Source organism: Bacillus carboniphilus (assembly GCF_020524035.2).
Classification (GTDB): Bacteria; Bacillota; Bacilli; order Bacillales; family JAIVKR01; genus Bacillus_CC.
Genome location: NZ_CP129013.1, coordinates 987,586 through 1,006,182 on the forward strand (window position 1 = coordinate 987,586; position 18,597 = coordinate 1,006,182).

An 18,597-nucleotide genomic window follows, 5' to 3' on the forward strand; every position below is an offset into this window, starting at 1 on the left:
ACACAAGTTCAAGTCAACGAACCTTATTTTTTAACTTGATTCATTACTTCTTCAGCAAAGTTATCTTGGCGCTTTTCGATTCCTTCTCCTACTTCATAGCGAATAAAGGACTTGACAGTAGCTCCTTTAGATTCAACAAATTTTCCTACTTTTTCATCTGGGTTTTTGACAAAACTTTGATCAAGTAAGCAAATTTCTTCGAAAAATTTATTCAAACGACCTTCAACCATTTTAGCGACAATTTTTTCTGGTTTACCTTCGTTTAATGCTTGCTGTGTCAATACTTCACGCTCACGCTCAATTTCCTCAGCAGACACTTTATCTCTAGTAATATACTTTGGATTTACAGCTGCAACATGCATTGCTACATCTTTTGCAACTTCTTCATCCTCAGTTCCCTCAAGTACTGTTAAAACGCCGATTCGTCCACCCATATGAAGGTAGGCACCAAATGCACCATTTTCAGGTTTAGAAACGATTTCAAAACGACGAAGAGTCAGCTTTTCTCCAATCTTTGCAATAGAAGCAGTAATAAACTCTTCAACTGTCGAACCATTGTTCATTTTAGAAGCAAGTGCATCTTCTAATGAAGCAGGTTTAACCTCAAGAAGGTGATCTGCTAATTCATTCAATAGTTGTTTAAAACCTTCATTTTTCGCAACAAAGTCAGTCTCAGAGTTCACTTCTAAAATAACCGCCTCTGAACCATTTGTTTTAATTAAGGAAGAGCCTTCAGCAGCAATACGGTCTGCCTTTTTAGCAGCTTTTGAAATCCCTTTTTCTCTTAGAAAGTCAATCGCTTTCTCCATATCACCATTTGTTTCAGTTAATGCTTTTTTACAGTCCATCATCCCTGCGCCAGTTTTTTCGCGCAACTCTTTCACCATTTGTGCAGTAATTGCCATGTTTATTTCCTCCTTTTCAATTATACGGTTTAATTGCTTTTGAAAATATAATGTATATTTAATATGTAATTAGTGTTTTAAAAAGGTGATAAAAGAACGATCCTCTTATCACCTTATCATTACCTAATTAAGCAGACGTTTCTTCACCTTGTTTTGCTTCTAAGATTGCATCTGCCATTTTAGAAGTTAACAATTTAACAGCACGAATTGCATCATCGTTAGCTGGAATAACATAATCTATTTCATCTGGATCACAGTTCGTATCGACAATACCTACAATTGGAATGTTTAATTTGTGAGCTTCTGCAACTGCAATGCGTTCTTTTCTTGGATCAATAATGAAAAGTGCATCCGGTAGTTGTTTCATTTCACTGATTCCACCTAAAAACTTCTCTAAGCGATCTTGTTCTTTTTTCAATTGAACAACCTCTTTTTTAGGTAAAACGTCGAAGGTTCCGTCTTCTTCCATTCTGATAATGTCTTTAAGACGTTTAATACGTTTTTGAATCGTATCGAAGTTAGTAAGTGTTCCTCCTAACCAACGTTGGTTAACATAGAACATACCTGCACGGATTGCTTCTTCTTTCACTGAATCTTGAGCTTGTTTTTTTGTTCCTACGAACAATATTTTCCCGCCGTCAGCAGCTAAATCTTTTACAAAGTCATACGCCTCTTCAACCTTTTTAACGGTTTTTTGAAGATCGATAATATAAATACCGTTACGTTCTGTGAAAATATAACGCTTCATTTTTGGGTTCCAACGACGAGTTTGATGACCGAAGTGAACACCCGCTTCAAGTAATTGTTTCATTGAGATAACTGACATCTAAATTCCTCCTAGTGGTTTTTAATAGAGCCTCCGCTCGCATCTTCTTTTATCACAACTATTCGTTATTGTTCTATTTTAAAAATAGCACCCATGATAAAATCAACAAGCGTGTGTAGTAACTAACACCGAGAAACAATATACCATAACTTTTAACAACAATCAAGAAAACTTTAACTAAGTATGTTACAATGTGTGTTCAAAAAGAAAGGAAAGGACACCAATCTCTTACACCAACAAATATTTTAGCTTGTTTATAGCCTTAGTATGAATTTGAGATATTCTTGAAGTAGAAAGGCCTAACACTTTTCCAATTTCGGTTAATGTCAATTCTTCCTTATAGCATAAACTAATGACTAATTGTTCATTTTCAGACAGTTCTTCAATCTTTTCAACAAGTTGTTCAACCAACTCTTGTTTTAAGAGTTGCTCCTCTGGGGTGGCCATTTTTTGATCTTTAATAACAAAAACCATTTGATCACCATCTTCATGATCCACCATTTTTTCATCTATAGATAGGATGTTTGCATAATACCCTTCTCGTACAATTGTCTTAACCTCGTCCTCTGTTATGTTCAATTCATTAGCAACTTCCTTATTCGTCACTTTACGTAACAGTTTTTGTTCCAATTGCTCAAAAGTTGTTTCAATCCGCTTTGCTTTTTCTCTTGCACTCCTAGGAAGCCAATCTTCTTTTCTAAGCCCATCTAATATAGCTCCTCGAATTCGAAAAGAGGCATATGTATCGAATTTTAAATCTCTTGATAGATCAAATTTTTCTAATGCATCATAAAGACCCACCATTCCTAGACTCATTAAATCTTCTTTATCAACAGATTTAGGTAACCCTGAAGCAATTCTATTCACATGATAACTAACAAGCGGTATATATTTACGAATCAACATATCAGCTGCATTTGCATCTTTTGCATTTACCCATGAATCCCAATATTGTTGATCTTCTAGCGTATTCAAAATACATACACCTTCCTTTATTTGTGATAAGGGTCATTTTTATATTTCTTTCATCCTCTTGCTTGCCGTCTTTATCACCAATAAATTTGAAACAGTATTAAACTCTACTGTTCGACCGTTAGAGCCGCCAACATCAGAACTGATTACAGGCACACGGTACTTTTGTAAATGAATATTTACTGCTTCCACGTTACGAGGACCTATTCTCATCAGCTCATTTGACGTGAATTTAAACATTTCAGAACCACCTGCAATCTTCGCCTTTAAACTTTCTCGTTTAGCTCCATTTTCCAAAAGTGTGTGAATCAAGACTGGAATCGCCGTATCTACATATTTAGCTTTATTAAGATTTGTATATTTCGCTAATGTTGAATCTGGAAGCATCACATGAGCTAAACCTGCTAAACTATTTTTCGTATCGTATACTACGATGGCAACACATGAACCAAGTCCTGATGTCCTAATAGAGAATGGCCTTTTAACAACATTCATTTCTGCAATTCCAACTTTTACAACTTCTCGTTTCTCCATTATGGTTAAACTCCTAATCTTTGAAAAAAGGAAGAAAATGAGTCTGGGTCTATAAACAGAAAGAATTGACCATTAATAATTGTTTCTAGAGGGTCTTCTTCCTCAAAAATGGCTGATTCAATTGCGATCACTTGATCTCCTAATCGAGATGTTTCTAGCAACCCTTCAGAAATAATGGCTCCGAACATATCAACGACAAGCTCTGGGACCGATGGATATACATTGAGGTGAACAAAATCAGCTAATGATGAAACATAGGAACCTAATAATATATTCCCCATCTCTAATAAAGCAGAGTTTACAAGTTCTTTGTTCTCTTCTAATAGATTTAAACAATGAACACCAGTAAGGACGGATGCAAAACTTTCCGCTTGCATCAAAGGAAGAATTAAAAATACTGAGCCATTTACTTCTCCTTTCATCCGAACGGAAATGCTTGCAACCACCTTGTCGGCTCCAACTGTATTCAACAGTTCGTTAAAAGAGGATAACTTAACATTAGGGATATTGATATTCACTCTTTTATTAACCATTTTTGAAAATGCAGTTGCAGAATGAGCCGCTCCTATATTGGCGATTTCTTTCAATACATCCACTTGAATGGTAGAGATTTGATGTAAATTCTTCATAGCTAACCTCTAATTCCTAGCAAATGTAGGGTATCCATAACCATGATAATCTTGTCATCCATTTTAGTTACCCCTTTAATAAAAGGCTCTTCAATTGATCCTACTACTGAAGTCGATTTTTCTATATTTTCTTCCGACACTTCAAAAACGTCTTTCGCTTCATCTACGATCATTCCAATAGAATATTGATCATTGTTCAGGATAATAATTCTTGTTGCATCCGTTAAAACACCTTTACTGAAACCTAACTTCGTTCCTAAATGAATAACGGGAGTAATGACACCACGCAAGTTTGTTACTCCCTCAATAAAATCCGGTGTACCTGGTACCCTTGTAATAGGCAGGATTTTTTCTATTGATAATACATCTTTTACGTCAACAGCGTAATCTTGATCACTCAGTTTAAAATGTATGTATTTTAGTCTATTAGACAAAACCAACACCTCCAATAAATGTGCATAATATCTATAATATAAGAGAATGACAATCAATGATTAGAACAACTTCTCCATCTCCTAAAATAGTTGCCCCCTGAAAGGCAGAAGCATCTTTTAAGTATTCACCAAGTGACTTTAATACAACTTCTTGATGACCAACAAAACGATCGACTAGTAAACCAGCTAACTTCTTACCCTTTTGAACGATGACAATTGAAAGTTGATCTTCTTCATTCTTTTTTTTAGGAATATTGAATACTTCATGTAAATTTATTAACGGTACAATGGTCCCTCTATAATCAATGACTCGTTGATTACGAGAATCCATCACTTTTTCCTTACTAATGACAATAGATTCAATAATTGTCGTAATTGGAATTGCATATTTTTCTTTATTAAGTTGAATCAACATGACCGAAATAATGGACAAAGTGAGAGGAAGTTGAACAGAAAACGTAGAGCCTTTTCCAATCTCTGAAGTAATCGAGATTGTTCCTCCTAATGATTCAATCGTATTTTTCACTACGTCTAATCCTACGCCTCTACCTGAAACATCTGATACTTGCTGTGCTGTTGAAAAACCTGAAGAAAAAATCAAGTCAAAAACTTGGTGATGAGACATTTTTTCAGCCTGTTCTTTGGAAATGATCTCACGGTCAATCGCTTTATCTAACACTTTCTTTTGATTAATACCAGCCCCATCATCACTTATTTCCACAACAACGTGATTACCATTATGAAACGCTGTCAATGCTAAAGATCCTTGTTCTTTTTTTCCAGCTTTTTTACGTTCTAATGGGGGTTCTATTCCATGATCTAAAGCGTTGCGAATAAGGTGAACTAAGGGGTCTGATATTTCCTCAATAACGGTTCGATCTAGCTCTGTTTCTGCTCCAGTAATATAGAGCTGTACTTCTTTATTCAATTCTTTAGACAACTTTCTTACCATTTTAGGAAAACGATTAAATACCGTTTCAATTGGAATCATACGCATGTTTAAAATAATCTCTTGTAAATCCGATGAAGTTCTCGTGATGCCTTCAACTGTTTCTTGTAAATTACTATTGTTTAATTGTGTAGAAATTTGCTCAAGTCGCCCTCTTTTAATAACGAGTTCTTCCAAGAGGTTCATTAATTTATCAAGCCTATCAATATTCACTCTAATCGTTTTATTTACATTGATGCTAATATTTGAGGTTGCCTGTCCAGTCGTTTTTTTTGATTTTTTCGATTCTGATTTTGAAACATTTTTTTCAATAGATGATAATTCCTCGCTATTTACTTGGTCTATTTGCACTGACTTAATTTCAGAAATATTTAAGATTCCATTTTGAACTTCCTGATCCATATCATTTGTTACAAGCGTAACCGTAAAGTGATGATCAAATTGTTCTTCTTGTAACATTTCTACAGATGGGGTTGACGATAGAACTTCTCCTATTTGCTGTAAGTATTCAAAAATCATAAAGACTCGAGCTGCTTTTAATGAGCAATCCTCTTGCAAGTCAATGGTTATTTTAAAGACATTAAAACCTTGAACTTCTGCCTCCTGAATAACTTTAGTGGAATAATCATCATACGGCTTCTCTTCTGATTCATTTGAGGTAGTTGTCTTACCTTGACTCAATAGTTCCTTAAGGTTAGAAATAATATCTGTAAGTTCAAAATCCCCAACTTCTTCTTGTTCTTCTATTGAAATCAGCATTGCTTCTAATAAATCGATTGCTTCAAAAAGAATGTCGATGATATGTGAAGTTACAGAAAGCTTTTCATTTCTTATTTCATCTAAAACATTTTCAAGCTGATGAGTTAAATCAGCAATATGATTAAACCCCATCGTCGCACTCATGCCTTTTAACGTATGGGCAGAACGAAAAATTTCGTTTATGTATGAAAGGTTAGCGGGCTCCTTTTCTAGTAAAAGAAGTTTTTGATTGCAAGACTGTATATGTTCTTTACTCTCTTCAATAAATAGATCGAGATATTGACTCGTTTCCATACTGGACACCTCACTATATATTTACAACTCTTCTGGCTATATCGTCCAAGTGGATGATTTCATCTATTAGATTCGCCTCTATGGCTGATTTAGGCATACCGTACACAATTGCACTTTCCTGCGATTCTGCTATTGTAGTAACATTTTCCTTTGCCTTTAAATCTCTCATCCCTTTTGTACCATCTTTGCCCATACCCGTTAATAAGATCGCCACTTTATAATAATCGTTCAGTTCACTAACAGAACGGAACAAAACATCCACTGATGGGCTATGCACATACTTCGATGAATTAGGGGAAACGTTTAATATTATATTTTTTGCGGATTTTTTCACTTCCAATTGAAAACCACCAGGCGCAATATATACATATCCACTTTTAACCACCTCTCCATCTCTCGCTTCTTTAACAGAAAGACTCGCTTGTTTATTTAGACGTTCTGCAAGTGAATGAGTGAAAGAGGGAGGCATATGTTGGGCAATTAAAATTGGAACTTTAAAAGCTAATGAAAATTGTGGTATTAGTTTTTGCAATGCTTTTGGACCTCCTGTGGAAGCACCAATACATATGATTTTTTCCAATTGGAATCGCCTACCTATACTATTAAAAGTCATTAAGTCTATTTTACTATTTTTAAATATACAATACTAGAAAACACATAGAAAAAATGAATATAAATAGTTCTTTATACCTAAATATCCAATCCTTAATCCTATCCATGTTTTAATTATGTTTCATATACCCATATACTTAATCACTCATGTTAACTACACCGACGCTTTTTACTTCTATCATGGAGTCTAGTTCGTTATAAGAAAGGACGGGCACAGATGGAATGACCCTTTCAATAAGTTGTCTAATATACATACGAATAGCGGGTGAGCACAAAATAATCGGCTGTTGCTGTCTCATCGATAGTTTTTCTACTTCGTTTGAGATTGAGTGAACGACCTGTTGTGAAAGAGATGGATCTAAAGACAAGTAATTTCCTACTTCTGTTTGCTGAACTCCTTCTGCTACAACCTTTTCAACTTGACTTGAAAGAGTGATAACTTGAAGCGTATTTACATTTTCACAATAAGTATCCGTAATTTGCTTCGCCAGCGACTGCCTTACATATTCACCTAATAATTCAGTATCCTTCGTCATCTTCCCATAATCTGCTAAAGTTTCGAAAATTTTCGTTGCGTTTCTAATAGACACCTTCTCTTTTAAAAGCTTTGCTAAAACTTTCTGGATATCTCCTATTGTTAAGAGGGCTGGTGTGACTTCCTCTATCAGAACTTCATTTGTTTCTTTAATATGGTCCACTAATTGCTTCGTTTCCTTCCTACCAAGCAGTTCATGTGCATGATTTCTTATTAGTTCAGTTAAATGTGTTGATACAACAGAAGACGGATCAACGATTGTGTAACCTAGCATTTCTGCCTGATCTTTTTTCTCTTCCTTAATCCACTTCGCTGGTAGTCCAAAAGAAGGTTCAATTGTTTCAATTCCTTCAATGACATCATCCTCCATACTAGGAGACATGGCTAAAAAATGGTCTAGTAACAATTCTCCAGAGGCCACTTCACTACCCCAAATTTTCAGTCGATATTCATTCGGATTGAGCTGAATATTGTCACGAATTCTCACTACGGGTATGACAACTCCTAATTCAATGGCTAGTTGCCTTCGAATCATCACAACTCTATCCAACAAATCTCCATCTTGCTTCACATCCGCCAAAGGAATTAATCCATAACCAAATTCAAACTCTATTGGATCCACATGAAGTAAATCTAACATGTTTTCTGGTGTGCTTTTTTTAAGCGCGTTAGAATCCTCTTCTGTTTTTTCATCATTAGATTCTTCTTCCTTCTCACTTCTAGACAATGAATATCCGCCAAATGCGAGCAAACTAGCGACAGGTCCTGTAATAATCAGTCCAATAGGTGTAAAAACACCTAGCAAAAAGATGGATCCTGCTGCTACATACAACATCTTCGGATAGGCTAGTAATTGCGTCATAATGTCGTTGCCTAAATTTCCTTCTGACGCTGCTCTTGTAACAACAATTCCCGTAGCTGTTGATATTAAAAGAGCGGGTATTTGACTGACGATTCCATCACCAACCGTTAATAAAGTGTAATGTGAGGCAGAATCCGGTAAGCTCATTCCTTGTACAACCATCCCAATAATAATTCCAAACAAAATATTGATCAGGACGATAATGATTCCGGCTATCGCGTCTCCTTTTACGAATTTACTCGCACCATCCATCGCTCCGTAAAAGTCTGCTTCTCTTGATATTTTCTCTCTTCTTTCACGAGCATGATTTTCCGAAATAATCCCAGCGTTTAAATCTGCATCAATACTCATCTGTTTTCCCGGCATCGCATCTAACGTAAATCGGGCGGCTACTTCTGATACTCGTTCTGCCCCCTTTGTGATCACGACAAACTGTATGACAATTAATATTAAAAAGACAACAAAACCGACTAACACATTCCCGCCTACGACAAAGGTCCCGAACGTTTCGACAACTTTCCCTGCCTCACCTTTGGACAAAATGGACCTGGTCGTTGATACATTTAATCCTAGGCGAAACAAAGTTAATAATAATAAAAGCGATGGAAAGATAGAAAACTGTAAGGACTCTTGCATATTCATCGAGGTAAGAAGAACTAGCATAGCTAAAGAAATATTAATAATGATTAAAAAACTTAGCATCCAAGAAGGAAAAGGGATAATTAACATAGCAACAATTAAAATAACACTAAATAATACAGATAAATCTCTTAGTTTCATGATGTTCCTCACCTCAAACTATAACTAAAACGTTGGACTTTATTTCTTCCCTTTCAATTGATAAACATAGGCGATGATTTCAGCGACTGCTTGAAAAAACTCCTCTGGTATAGCCGTTCCTATTTCTACTTGATGATACAAGCTTCTTGCAAGAAGACGATTTTCTAAAGTTACAATATCGTGTTCTTTAGCAATATCTTTTATTTTTAACGCGATAAAATCAATACCTTTAGCAACAACCAAAGGAGCATCATTTGCAGACTGATCATACTTTAAAGCGATTGCATAATGAGTTGGATTTGTAATAATAACATCTGCGGTTGGTACTTCTGCCATCATTCTTCCCATAGCCATCTCTTTTTGTTTCTGCTTTACTTTTGACTTAATAAGCGGGTCACCTTCCGTTTTTTTATGTTCATCCTTTAAATCTTGTTTGGACATCCGGATATTTTTTTCAAAATCATACCTTTGATATAAATAATCTAAAATAGCAACAAATAATAGAGAGAAGGCCGTATATAACCCTACTTGTGCAGTTAACTTTGCTATAAATTGAAAAGAATTAGGGACCGAAACTAATGGTAAACGAACAATTTCTGGCCAATGATAATAAATGACAAAAAAAGCCGTTCCGCCCACCACCATAATTTTCAAAAGTGACTTGACTAGTTCCACTATAGCTCTAATTGAATAAATTCTTTTAAATCCTTTAATTGGATCTATTCTCTCTAACTTAATCCCAATAGCCTCTGTTGAAAAAAGAAACCCGACTTGTAAATAGTTACTAAATATCCCTGCAATAAAAGAAACGAGCATAACCGGACCCACGATATATACCGCTCTCATTGTATATTCTATAAACACTTGTTGAATCGTTTCTTCAGTAAGTGTTGTAGATAAATTATGTTCAAAAGAATATGCAAACATAGAAGTCAAGTTATCACGTAAAAAACCACCGATAAATAAAAACGAAATAAACACAAATATCAAATTAAAAGCTGTATTCAAGTCCGCACTTTTAGCGACTTGTCCCTTTTTCCGTACATCTTGTTTCTTCCGCGGAGTCGCTTTTTCAGTCTTTTCTCCATTGAAAAATTGGAGATCTATCTTTAACAATTTCATGTTTAAGCTCCTAATACAACTATGATATTACGAATGATTTCTGCCATTAATTCTAAAACATTCTCAATTAAGAAGAAGATAGGAGACATGACAAGAAGTAATGCCATAAAACTAACAGCAATTTTTATCGGAAATCCAATTACAAATATATTTAACTGAGGAACCGTTTTGGCTACGATCCCTAAAGCAACATCGACTATGAATAACGTACCTACTATCGGGATGGCCATCTGAAAAGCAATTAAAAACATTTTACTAAAAGTATCAACGATTAAATCCATAAGTGGTTGATCAAATGCATTAATTTTGATTTGATCAACCGGAATGGATTGATAACTGAACATAATCCCATCTATTAATACGTGATGAGCGTTAATCGTTAACATTAAATACAGTGTTAAAACGGATAAAAACTGTCCCATAAGTGGACTTTGTGCTCCCGTTTGTGGATCAATCACATTTGCGATGGCGAATCCCATTTGAAAGTCAATAAAACCACCTGCGATTTTAACCGATGTTAAGATTATATAAGCGCTAAAACTAATGGACAGCCCAATAAACATCTCTTTTAAAATAAGAAAGTAATAAAACCGATTAATGTCCATTTCCGGTAGAGGTAGACTAATTGAAATAAATAAGGCGAGAGCAAACGAAAATGCAACCTTATGTGTATTAGGTATGGTCCGATATGAAAACAATGGTAATGTCAGCATATAAGATGAAATTCTCGTCAAGACTAATAAGAAAGCAGGAAAGGAGTCAGTGATTGTCATTATCCTACGAACTCATGGAGCTGACTCAAAATATCATACGCATAAGAGAGCATGACCGATAACATCCAAGGACCAAAAATGACCAAACCGACCAAAACAGCAATAATTTTTGGAATAAATGCGAGTGTTTGCTCTTGAATTTGTGTAGTTGCTTGAAAAATACTAACAACTAAACCTACTATTAATGCTAACAATAGCAGTGGACCTGCAATCATTAAGGTCGTATAAACTGCCTTTTCGGCAATAGAAATAATCATCTCACCGTTCAACATCTTCACCTACTAACTATATGTAACTGTATAAAAACCTGATCAACTATACTATCTTTAAAAACTTTGTAACAAGGAACGAACAACTAAATACCACCCATCAACTAATACAAATAATAAAATTTTAAAAGGCAACGAAATCATAACAGGAGGTAACATCATCATTCCCATAGACATTAAGACACTTGCCACAACCATATCAATGACTAAAAACGGGATAAAAATCATAAAGCCAATTTGAAATGCTGTTTTGATTTCACTGATGGCAAATGCAGGGACCAACGCCATTAACGGAATATCGTCTAATGAATTGACCTGTTCTATTTCTGCATACCTTAAAAATAACGATAGATCCTTTTCTCTTGTATGTTTGCTCATGAACTCCTTAATAGGAGGCTCTGCTTTTTCATATGCCTCTTCCAATGTTAACTCTTCGTTTAATAAAGGTTGCAACGCTTCATCGTTCAATTGAGCCAACGTAGGTCCCATCACAAAAAAGGTCATAAACAAGGCTAAGCCAATCAAAACTTGATTTGGTGGTGTTTGTTGTGTCGCGAGTGATGTCCGAACAAACGAAAGTACAATAATGATTCTTGTAAAGCTCGTCATTAAAATTAAGATGCCTGGACCAACAGATAAAATCGTTAATAACAGTAAGAGCCGAATAGACGTCGAAATGTTTTCTGAGTCATTAAATATCTCAACAAATTCATTCATCTCTTTGCATGCCTTTCTCTTCTTGTGAATCTTTATGGTTACTTTTCTTGCCTAATGCTTTCAAAAGCTCTTCCTTAAAAGTGAATGGTTCCTTTTTTCGCTTCTTTTTGAAAATCGCTTCAATAGGTGCTACCTTTATAGGAGAGCTCATTTTTTCTTCATATTCTTTTTTTAGAAGTTCTACTTCTCTCTCATCTTCTATCTCTTTTAATAATTGAATGGATTCTCCTACACCTACTACCAATACCCGATCACCGACTTTTATCAATTGAACGGAACGATTATTTCCAAGAGGTGTTCCACCTAAGTTTTCAACATTGCGTAAAGATCGATTATTTAAACTACGAAAATTAAGCAATCGGATAAAGAAATATAAAATGAGTAATACGAAAAAAAGTGCCGCAATCATCTTCACAAAATCCCAAATAGAAATGGAGTCTGGTGGTTTTGTATCGTCATCTTCTAAAACAGGCTGTTCTTCTTTGTTTTTATTTTTTAAACTATCCTCTACTGACCCTGCACTAACAGCTAAGGAAGGAATAAGCAAGATTACTAGCATAATGGTTAATAGAAACTTACGGCTCATAAAATCCCTCTTCATTTAGGATAACGTTTTATAGATTGCTTCAAGAACTCGATCTGCTTGAAAAGGTTTAACAATAAAATCATTTGCTCCGGCTTGAATTGCATCAATGACCATCGCTTGCTGCCCCATCGCTGAACACATAATAATTTTAGCTGCTGGATTGATCTCCTTTATCTCCTTTAAAGCAGTAATCCCATCTTTTTCTGGCATCGTTATATCCATCGTCACTAAATCTGGTTGATATTCTTTATATTTCTCAACTGCTTGCATTCCATCTGAAGCTTCTGCTACAACATTAAAACCGTTTTTATCTAAAATATCCTTAATCATCATTCTCATAAAAGCTGCATCATCCACAATTAATACTGAAAAACTCATCAACAGTCCTCCCTTGTTTTAAATAGATACGTCGTTCATTCATTTAAATTTTTGATTCTTTCGGAATGGCTTAAAATATCCGTTACTCGAACCCCAAAGTTTTCATCAATTACTACAACTTCACCTTTAGCAACAATCTTGTCATTTACTAAAATATCAACAGGTTCTCCTGCAAGTTTATCTAGTTCAATAATTGATCCTGATGACCAACTAAGAATTTCTTTCACAGATCTCTTTGTTCTCCCAAGTTCCACTGAAACTTTTAAGGGAATATCTAATAACATATTCAAGTTATTTATGTCATTTGTTGCTTGTTCTTGAGAAGGTGAATCAAAAGAAGTAAAATCAACTGTTTTCACTTCAACAGACTCGTCTTTTTCATTTTCTACATGAGTTGCATTTGACACAGGCTGTTTTTCTTTAGAAGGGTGTACTTGGTCTTCTTTAGTTGCAGGCGCACTTTTTATCTCTCCCTCCGATTTGTTTAATAAATCATCAATTAGCTCTTTGGCGAAATCAATCGGCAATAACTGCATGATATGTGAATTGATTAAATCTCCAATAATGAGCTTAAATGAAACTTTTATTAATAAGTCTTCATGAGGAATCGAATCTGTTCCTTCTCCTTCTTTCACGTCTAATAGTTCAATTTTGGGTGGAGAAATATCAACCTTTTTATTAAACACAGTGGACATAGAAGTAGCAGCAGAACCCATCATTTGATTCATCGCTTCTTGTACAGCACTGATTTGTAACTCTCCTAATTGATTACTTACGTTTTTTCCGTCACCACCGAGCATTAAGTCCGCTATAATAGCGGCGTCATTTTGTTGAATGACAAGTAAATTATTTCCAGTGAATCCTTTTGTATATTTCACATCAATAGCAACATACGGATGGGGAAATTCTTTTGCTAAATTACTTTTTTGTACAACCGAAACGAGCGGAGTCGTTATCTCTACTTTCTGATTTAGCAACGTTGATAAAGCGGTAGCAGAGCTACCAAATGATATATTGCCTATTTCACCGATTGCATCTTGTTCGATTGTTGACAAATAGTCAGATAATGCAATTTGGTTATTTTCTTGTTCATTTGCAGGAGGTAAGTCAACATTTTTTAAAAGGGCATCTATTTCATCCTGAGATAACATATTGTTATCCATTTATTTCACCTCTCTTATCGTGATCAATGATTTGAACAGCTAGTTTTCTCTTTATTTTTCCTGGTTGAGCAAAAAATTTATGAACATGACCTATTTTTAATGAAAGTGGTTCGTCCAACTCTTTCTTCAAAGGGATGACATCCCCTGTTTGTAAAGAAAGAAATTCCTCAACGGTGATAGAAGAAGATCCCAACTCAGCTACTACCGGAACATGCGCATTCTTCAATTGTTCTTCTAGTGCTTGAAGCTCTTTTTGTTCAGGCTCTTTTCGGTCCGTTTGCATGAAGTAATGACCTGAAAGTTTTGGGATAATTGGCTCTAAAACAATTTGGGGAATACATAAATTTATCATCCCACTAGAATCACCAACATTTGTATTTAAACTAATCACGACAACGGTCTCATTAGGGGAGACCATTTGTAAAAATTGTGAATTAACTTCAAACTCAACCATTGAAGGCTCTATATCAATAACTGTACTCCACGCTTCTTGATAGCTCTCTAGTGACCTTTCAAACAAGCGAGATATAATGGTTGTTTCTATTTCTGTCAACCGGTCAATTTTATTCATGGAAGTCCCTAAACCACCGAGAAGCCGGTCCATCATTGCATAGGCTATATTAGGATTGACCTCCATCAAGACTCTTCCTTGAAGTGGTTGCATTTCGAACATATTTAATACAGTCATCTTTGATATTGAGCGAATAAATTCTTCATAAGGAAGCTGATCAACGGATGCAACCGATAAATGTACATATGTTCTCAACTGTGCTGAAAAATAAGTTGTTAACAGTCTTGCAAAGTTTTCATGAATTCTTGTGATGCTGCGGATTTGATCTTTAGAAAAGCGCAGCGCACGCTTAAAATCATATATTTTTACTTTCCTTGCCTCTTCTTCCTTGCGAAGCTCATTTGCATCCATTTCACCTGTTGATAACGCTGACAACAAGGCATCTATTTCATTTTGGGATAATACTTCATTTGACAAAAACGTCTCACCTCCTATGAAAAACTGAAACCGCTTCAAAAAAGAAACCATTTACATGTTTTTAACCTATTTATTGAACGATAAATGAGGTCATATAAATCTCATTTACTTGACCAGTTTCCATAAGCCCATCGATCTCTTCCGAAAGATTTTCTTCATATTTCTGTTTTCCTTCAGCCGATTTTAATTCATCCTTCGTCATAATCGATAGCTGCTTAATGATGATATCTTTTATTTGAAACGTTCTTTTTTTCTAGTTCTTCTGTCGCTTCCTTTTCATTCATCTCGAAGGTAAAGGATACTTTTACAATACTCTCATCCGCCAAATTTGTCGTTAGCTCTTCCATTTGAAATGAGGTATTTTCTAGATCTTTAACAGCCGACTGTTCTACAAGGAATGTAAAACTGTACCAAGTTCCACCAGCCAAAATGCCTAATAAAATGAACAGGTATACCCAGCCTCTTTTTTTCACCGTTATCACCTGCTTTCTAACTTATTACATTTCTATGCTATCTCTTTAGATTCACTAACTCTTGTAAAATCTCATCGGAAGTAGAAATGATTTTCGTATTCGATTGGAAACCTCGTTGAGCTACGATCATTTCTGTGAATTCTTCAGATAAGTCAACATTCGACATTTCAAGAGAACCTGCACTGATTAAGCCAACTCCACCTTCACCTGGAATTGTAAATTCATCAAGGTCAATGCCGTTGCCTTCTACATCTATGGTTCCTGAGTTAACAGTCTCTCGATATAAGTTATTTCCGGATAACTCCAATCCCCCTTCATTTGCAAAGTTAGCAATGACTAACCGGCCAGCGACCTTTAACTCACCCTCACTATTGACAAATGTAACGGTACCATCTTGACCAATGCTAAAGCTTTGTGCCGTTTCAGGAATTTGAATTAACCCTGGAGAATCACTAAGATTACCTGACCAAGAAGGATTTTGCAACGCTTGTGCCTTGTTTTCAAATAAGATGACTTCATTACTTATGTCTGTAATATCTAGACCATAGGATGATAGCGTATTTTTCAAATTGTTTATGTCATTCCAAAATGAATTGTCAACTCCATTACTTGAAACAGGAATATTAATGGAATTTTCATCTAATTGCTCAATGGAATTTGTTATCTCAGTAATAATATCCTTAATTGGTGATGTTTCATTAAAGGTATTGATAACCGAATTCAAACTGTCAACTCCTTGATTAAATTCGTCGTAGTTTGAATTAAAGTCTGTAACGGATGTTTTTAAGTTTTCATGTATTGTTTCTAAAGCATTATATGAAGAGTCTAGTGCGTTTTTAATAGCACCTGTATTAGGAAACCCTGCTTCTTCCCACCGATCATAAGCTTCATCATAACTAACAAGCGCATCATAATAGGCCTCTGCCCTTTCAGAAACTTCTTGTATTGACGAATACATATCTGAAAATGGCTGATTAAACGACAAGATTCCAGTTAGAGCTTCATTACTTTTGTCTATGGTTGCATCTGTTGGAACGGATTTCTCGCCAGCTTGTCCGATTGCATACAGTCCGCCAGAGGTAACTAAATACCCATTTTCATCTAAGTAAAAGTTTCCAGCTCTCGTATAAGATAGATCCACTGCTCTATTAATTGAACCCGAAATAAGGTTACTTCCTAACTGTCCTTTTTGATCCATGTTTACTTTCGTAAGATCTTGAATGGCCCCTACAGGGAAAAACCCATCACCAGAAATTGATAAATCTAATTGTCTACCTGTTGTTTGTGTTGAGCCTGTTGTGTGAATTTGGTCGATCGATCCTATTTTAGAACCAAGACCCACTTGCTGTGAGTTCACCCCACCTTGCGACCCTGTTGCTGAAATCGCTCCTGAAATTTGTTGGCTTACTAAATCTTGAAAAGTCACCCTACTTTTTTTAAACGCAGTCGTATTCACATTGGCAATATTATTTCCAATGACATCAAGCTTTGTTTGAAAATTTTTCATTCCACTAATTCCGGAATATAATGAACGAAGCATATAAATCCCTCTCCTTTATTAAGTTTTTTTATGAACTTATCTTAGTTACTAATTGACTATCAATTTCTCGTCCGTTTTCTAGTTCAAGAATAATAGATGATCCATTTTGTTTTACAGCTGTCACAATTGACGATGATTCACTTATTTCTTGGGTAAGCCATTCTACCTCTTTACCAATTAACTGTGAAGTCGAAAGAAACGATTGATTTGACTGAGAATCTATTAATTGTGTTAACGTCGAATTCATATTTGTCATTTGCTCTAAAGTTGAGAAATTCGCCATTTGTGAGATGAATTCTTTATCTTCCATTGGGTTCATTGGACCTTGATGTTGTAGTTGGGTAATTAAAATTTTCAAAAAATCATCTTTGTCTAAATTCGAATTTCCACTTGAAGAAGTCGTTTGCGTTGCATTCGATAAATAAAGGTTTGAATCAATTTGTGTAGCCATTTGTTCCTCCTATAAACGAGATTGGATCATATTAAACAATTGGTCAGTAAAGCTTATATCATTAGCTTCTTCTTGATCCTCTGCTTCTTCATCAGCCTGTTGTTCTCTTTCTTTTTCTTGACCATCTTCCTTTATAAAGGAACTATTGAATTGTTCTCCTATTTCAAAACGATCAATATGAATTGAAAAATGAGGTAAATTCCTTTGTAGAGATTGAATGTTTGTATCTAAAAGCTCTTTTGCCGATTGTGAATTTGCAATCAGTTTAGCCATCCTCTGTCCTTCTTTTTCTACTATTGATATCGTAATCGTTCCTAAATGTTCAGGTGTTAACTTTAATACTAATCGACTAGTTCCATTTGGATGATGATTGAAATTCCCTTTCTTAATGGCTATAAGGATTTGATCCATAAATCGATAACTGTTCAATTCTCCCTTTTTTGACCCGTCACTCGTAACTTGAGGGCTATCTAATTGGTTAGTTGAAAAAGGAAACGTTATCAGCTGATTTAGCTCTTTATTCGACTGTTGAGCACTACTTAACAATCGGTCAAATCCATTCACTTTCATTTTTGGGTCATGAAGAGATCCTTTAGTAAATGGTTCTGGAAAATTTGAAAGAACCGTATTATCGACTTTTTGTTGGCCCTTTATTTTTAATAGTTCGCCAGGGTTCATTTTTTGAAGTAATGGATGCTTCACTATGTTTTTTTCATTAAATAGACCAAGTTTATCCATAATTTTTAGTTCGACATTATTTATTAAATTAGCTAATTGTGATAAAAAAACGACTTTTGTAATGGTAGGATACTGTTTTTTGTCTATAAATTTTTGACCAGATTCTTCACTCACTATTTTTTTAAGAATGGATAATTCCTTACCTATATCAACATTCAAAGAAGATGATAGATCATTTCTTTCACTATTTAATGGTAGAATTTTTTCAGTTCCATCCTTTTTAATAGGAGTAGCAATGTACTTCTCATAAAAATGAGTTACTATTTGTTTCGAAAAACTTGATAAGTTCTCGCTTTCTATCCATTCTT

22 protein-coding genes are annotated in these 18,597 nt (G+C 35.1%); all 22 read right to left on the reverse strand.

Annotated elements, in window-relative coordinates:
* Positions 1 to 23: 23 nt before the first annotated feature.
* On the reverse strand, positions 24 to 905 hold the full coding sequence (gene tsf, locus LC087_RS04960) for a translation elongation factor Ts (RefSeq protein WP_226538313.1): 882 nt from the start codon (positions 903 to 905) through the stop codon (positions 24 to 26).
* Between the two features lie 127 nt (positions 906 to 1,032).
* The gene (gene rpsB, locus LC087_RS04965; RefSeq protein ID WP_226538314.1) at positions 1,033 to 1,731 is read right to left on the reverse strand and encodes a 30S ribosomal protein S2; all 699 of its coding nucleotides are present in this window, start codon (positions 1,729 to 1,731) and stop codon (positions 1,033 to 1,035) included.
* A 228-nt stretch (positions 1,732 to 1,959) separates the two neighbouring features.
* On the reverse strand, positions 1,960 to 2,709 hold the full coding sequence (locus LC087_RS04970; RefSeq protein WP_371932682.1) for a FliA/WhiG family RNA polymerase sigma factor: 750 nt from the start codon (positions 2,707 to 2,709) through the stop codon (positions 1,960 to 1,962).
* Positions 2,710 to 2,745: 36 nt separating this feature from the next.
* Complete coding sequence (locus LC087_RS04975) at positions 2,746 to 3,237, reverse strand: chemotaxis protein CheD (RefSeq protein WP_226538316.1); 492 nt, start codon at positions 3,235 to 3,237, stop codon at positions 2,746 to 2,748.
* 5 nt (positions 3,238 to 3,242) lie between these two features.
* Positions 3,243 to 3,866, reverse strand: a complete 624-nt coding sequence (locus LC087_RS04980; RefSeq protein WP_226538317.1) for a chemotaxis protein CheC — start codon at positions 3,864 to 3,866, stop codon at positions 3,243 to 3,245.
* A gap of 2 nt (positions 3,867 to 3,868) precedes the next feature.
* Complete coding sequence (locus tag LC087_RS04985) at positions 3,869 to 4,300, reverse strand: chemotaxis protein CheW (RefSeq protein ID WP_306020202.1); 432 nt, start codon at positions 4,298 to 4,300, stop codon at positions 3,869 to 3,871.
* Between the two features lie 31 nt (positions 4,301 to 4,331).
* Positions 4,332 to 6,302 (reverse strand): chemotaxis protein CheA, encoded by a 1,971-nt coding sequence (locus tag LC087_RS04990; protein WP_226538319.1) that lies wholly within the window; start codon positions 6,300 to 6,302, stop codon positions 4,332 to 4,334.
* A gap of 13 nt (positions 6,303 to 6,315) precedes the next feature.
* The gene (locus LC087_RS04995; protein ID WP_226538320.1) at positions 6,316 to 6,915 is read right to left on the reverse strand and encodes a CheB methylesterase domain-containing protein; all 600 of its coding nucleotides are present in this window, start codon (positions 6,913 to 6,915) and stop codon (positions 6,316 to 6,318) included.
* 136 nt (positions 6,916 to 7,051) lie between these two features.
* Positions 7,052 to 9,091 (reverse strand): flagellar biosynthesis protein FlhA, encoded by a 2,040-nt coding sequence (gene flhA / locus LC087_RS05000; protein ID WP_226538321.1) that lies wholly within the window; start codon positions 9,089 to 9,091, stop codon positions 7,052 to 7,054.
* 39 nt (positions 9,092 to 9,130) lie between these two features.
* Positions 9,131 to 10,213 (reverse strand): flagellar biosynthesis protein FlhB, encoded by a 1,083-nt coding sequence (flhB, locus tag LC087_RS05005; RefSeq protein ID WP_226538322.1) that lies wholly within the window; start codon positions 10,211 to 10,213, stop codon positions 9,131 to 9,133.
* Between the two features lie 2 nt (positions 10,214 to 10,215).
* The gene (gene fliR, locus LC087_RS05010; RefSeq protein WP_226538323.1) at positions 10,216 to 10,986 is read right to left on the reverse strand and encodes a flagellar biosynthetic protein FliR; all 771 of its coding nucleotides are present in this window, start codon (positions 10,984 to 10,986) and stop codon (positions 10,216 to 10,218) included.
* Positions 10,986 to 11,255: a flagellar biosynthesis protein FliQ gene (gene fliQ / locus LC087_RS05015; protein ID WP_226538666.1), complete on the reverse strand. Its 270-nt coding sequence runs from the start codon at positions 11,253 to 11,255 to the stop codon at positions 10,986 to 10,988. The genes fliR and fliQ overlap by 1 nt, the downstream gene beginning before the upstream one ends.
* 57 nt (positions 11,256 to 11,312) lie before the next feature.
* Positions 11,313 to 11,972: a flagellar type III secretion system pore protein FliP gene (gene fliP, locus LC087_RS05020; protein WP_226538324.1), complete on the reverse strand. Its 660-nt coding sequence runs from the start codon at positions 11,970 to 11,972 to the stop codon at positions 11,313 to 11,315.
* Positions 11,965 to 12,558 carry a flagellar biosynthetic protein FliO gene (locus LC087_RS05025; RefSeq protein WP_226538325.1) on the reverse strand — a complete coding sequence of 198 codons (594 nt, stop codon included), beginning with the start codon at positions 12,556 to 12,558 and terminating at the stop codon, positions 11,965 to 11,967. Before LC087_RS05025 ends, fliP begins: the two co-directional genes overlap by 8 nt.
* Before the next feature lie 15 nt (positions 12,559 to 12,573).
* The gene (locus tag LC087_RS05030) at positions 12,574 to 12,936 is read right to left on the reverse strand and encodes a response regulator (RefSeq protein WP_226538326.1); all 363 of its coding nucleotides are present in this window, start codon (positions 12,934 to 12,936) and stop codon (positions 12,574 to 12,576) included.
* Between the two features lie 35 nt (positions 12,937 to 12,971).
* Complete coding sequence (fliY, locus tag LC087_RS05035) at positions 12,972 to 14,099, reverse strand: flagellar motor switch phosphatase FliY (protein WP_226538327.1); 1,128 nt, start codon at positions 14,097 to 14,099, stop codon at positions 12,972 to 12,974.
* A complete protein-coding gene (gene fliM, locus LC087_RS05040) occupies positions 14,092 to 15,087 on the reverse strand; it encodes a flagellar motor switch protein FliM (RefSeq protein WP_226538328.1) in 996 nt (331 codons plus the stop codon). Before fliM ends, fliY begins: the two co-directional genes overlap by 8 nt.
* Before the next feature lie 70 nt (positions 15,088 to 15,157).
* Entirely contained in the window at positions 15,158 to 15,289 is a 132-nt protein-coding gene (locus LC087_RS05045; protein ID WP_306020212.1) for a flagellar basal body-associated FliL family protein, read from the reverse strand.
* A gap of 13 nt (positions 15,290 to 15,302) precedes the next feature.
* Positions 15,303 to 15,560, reverse strand: a complete 258-nt coding sequence (locus tag LC087_RS05050) for a flagellar basal body-associated FliL family protein (RefSeq protein WP_306020214.1) — start codon at positions 15,558 to 15,560, stop codon at positions 15,303 to 15,305.
* A gap of 37 nt (positions 15,561 to 15,597) precedes the next feature.
* Positions 15,598 to 17,100, reverse strand: a complete 1,503-nt coding sequence (locus tag LC087_RS05055; RefSeq protein WP_226538330.1) for a flagellar hook-basal body complex protein — start codon at positions 17,098 to 17,100, stop codon at positions 15,598 to 15,600.
* 28 nt (positions 17,101 to 17,128) lie between these two features.
* Positions 17,129 to 17,551 (reverse strand): flagellar hook assembly protein FlgD, encoded by a 423-nt coding sequence (gene flgD, locus LC087_RS05060; RefSeq protein ID WP_226538331.1) that lies wholly within the window; start codon positions 17,549 to 17,551, stop codon positions 17,129 to 17,131.
* Between the two features lie 9 nt (positions 17,552 to 17,560).
* On the reverse strand, positions 17,561 to 18,448 hold the full coding sequence (locus LC087_RS05065; protein WP_306020219.1) for a flagellar hook-length control protein FliK: 888 nt from the start codon (positions 18,446 to 18,448) through the stop codon (positions 17,561 to 17,563).
* Between the last annotated feature and the right edge of the window lie 149 nt (positions 18,449 to 18,597).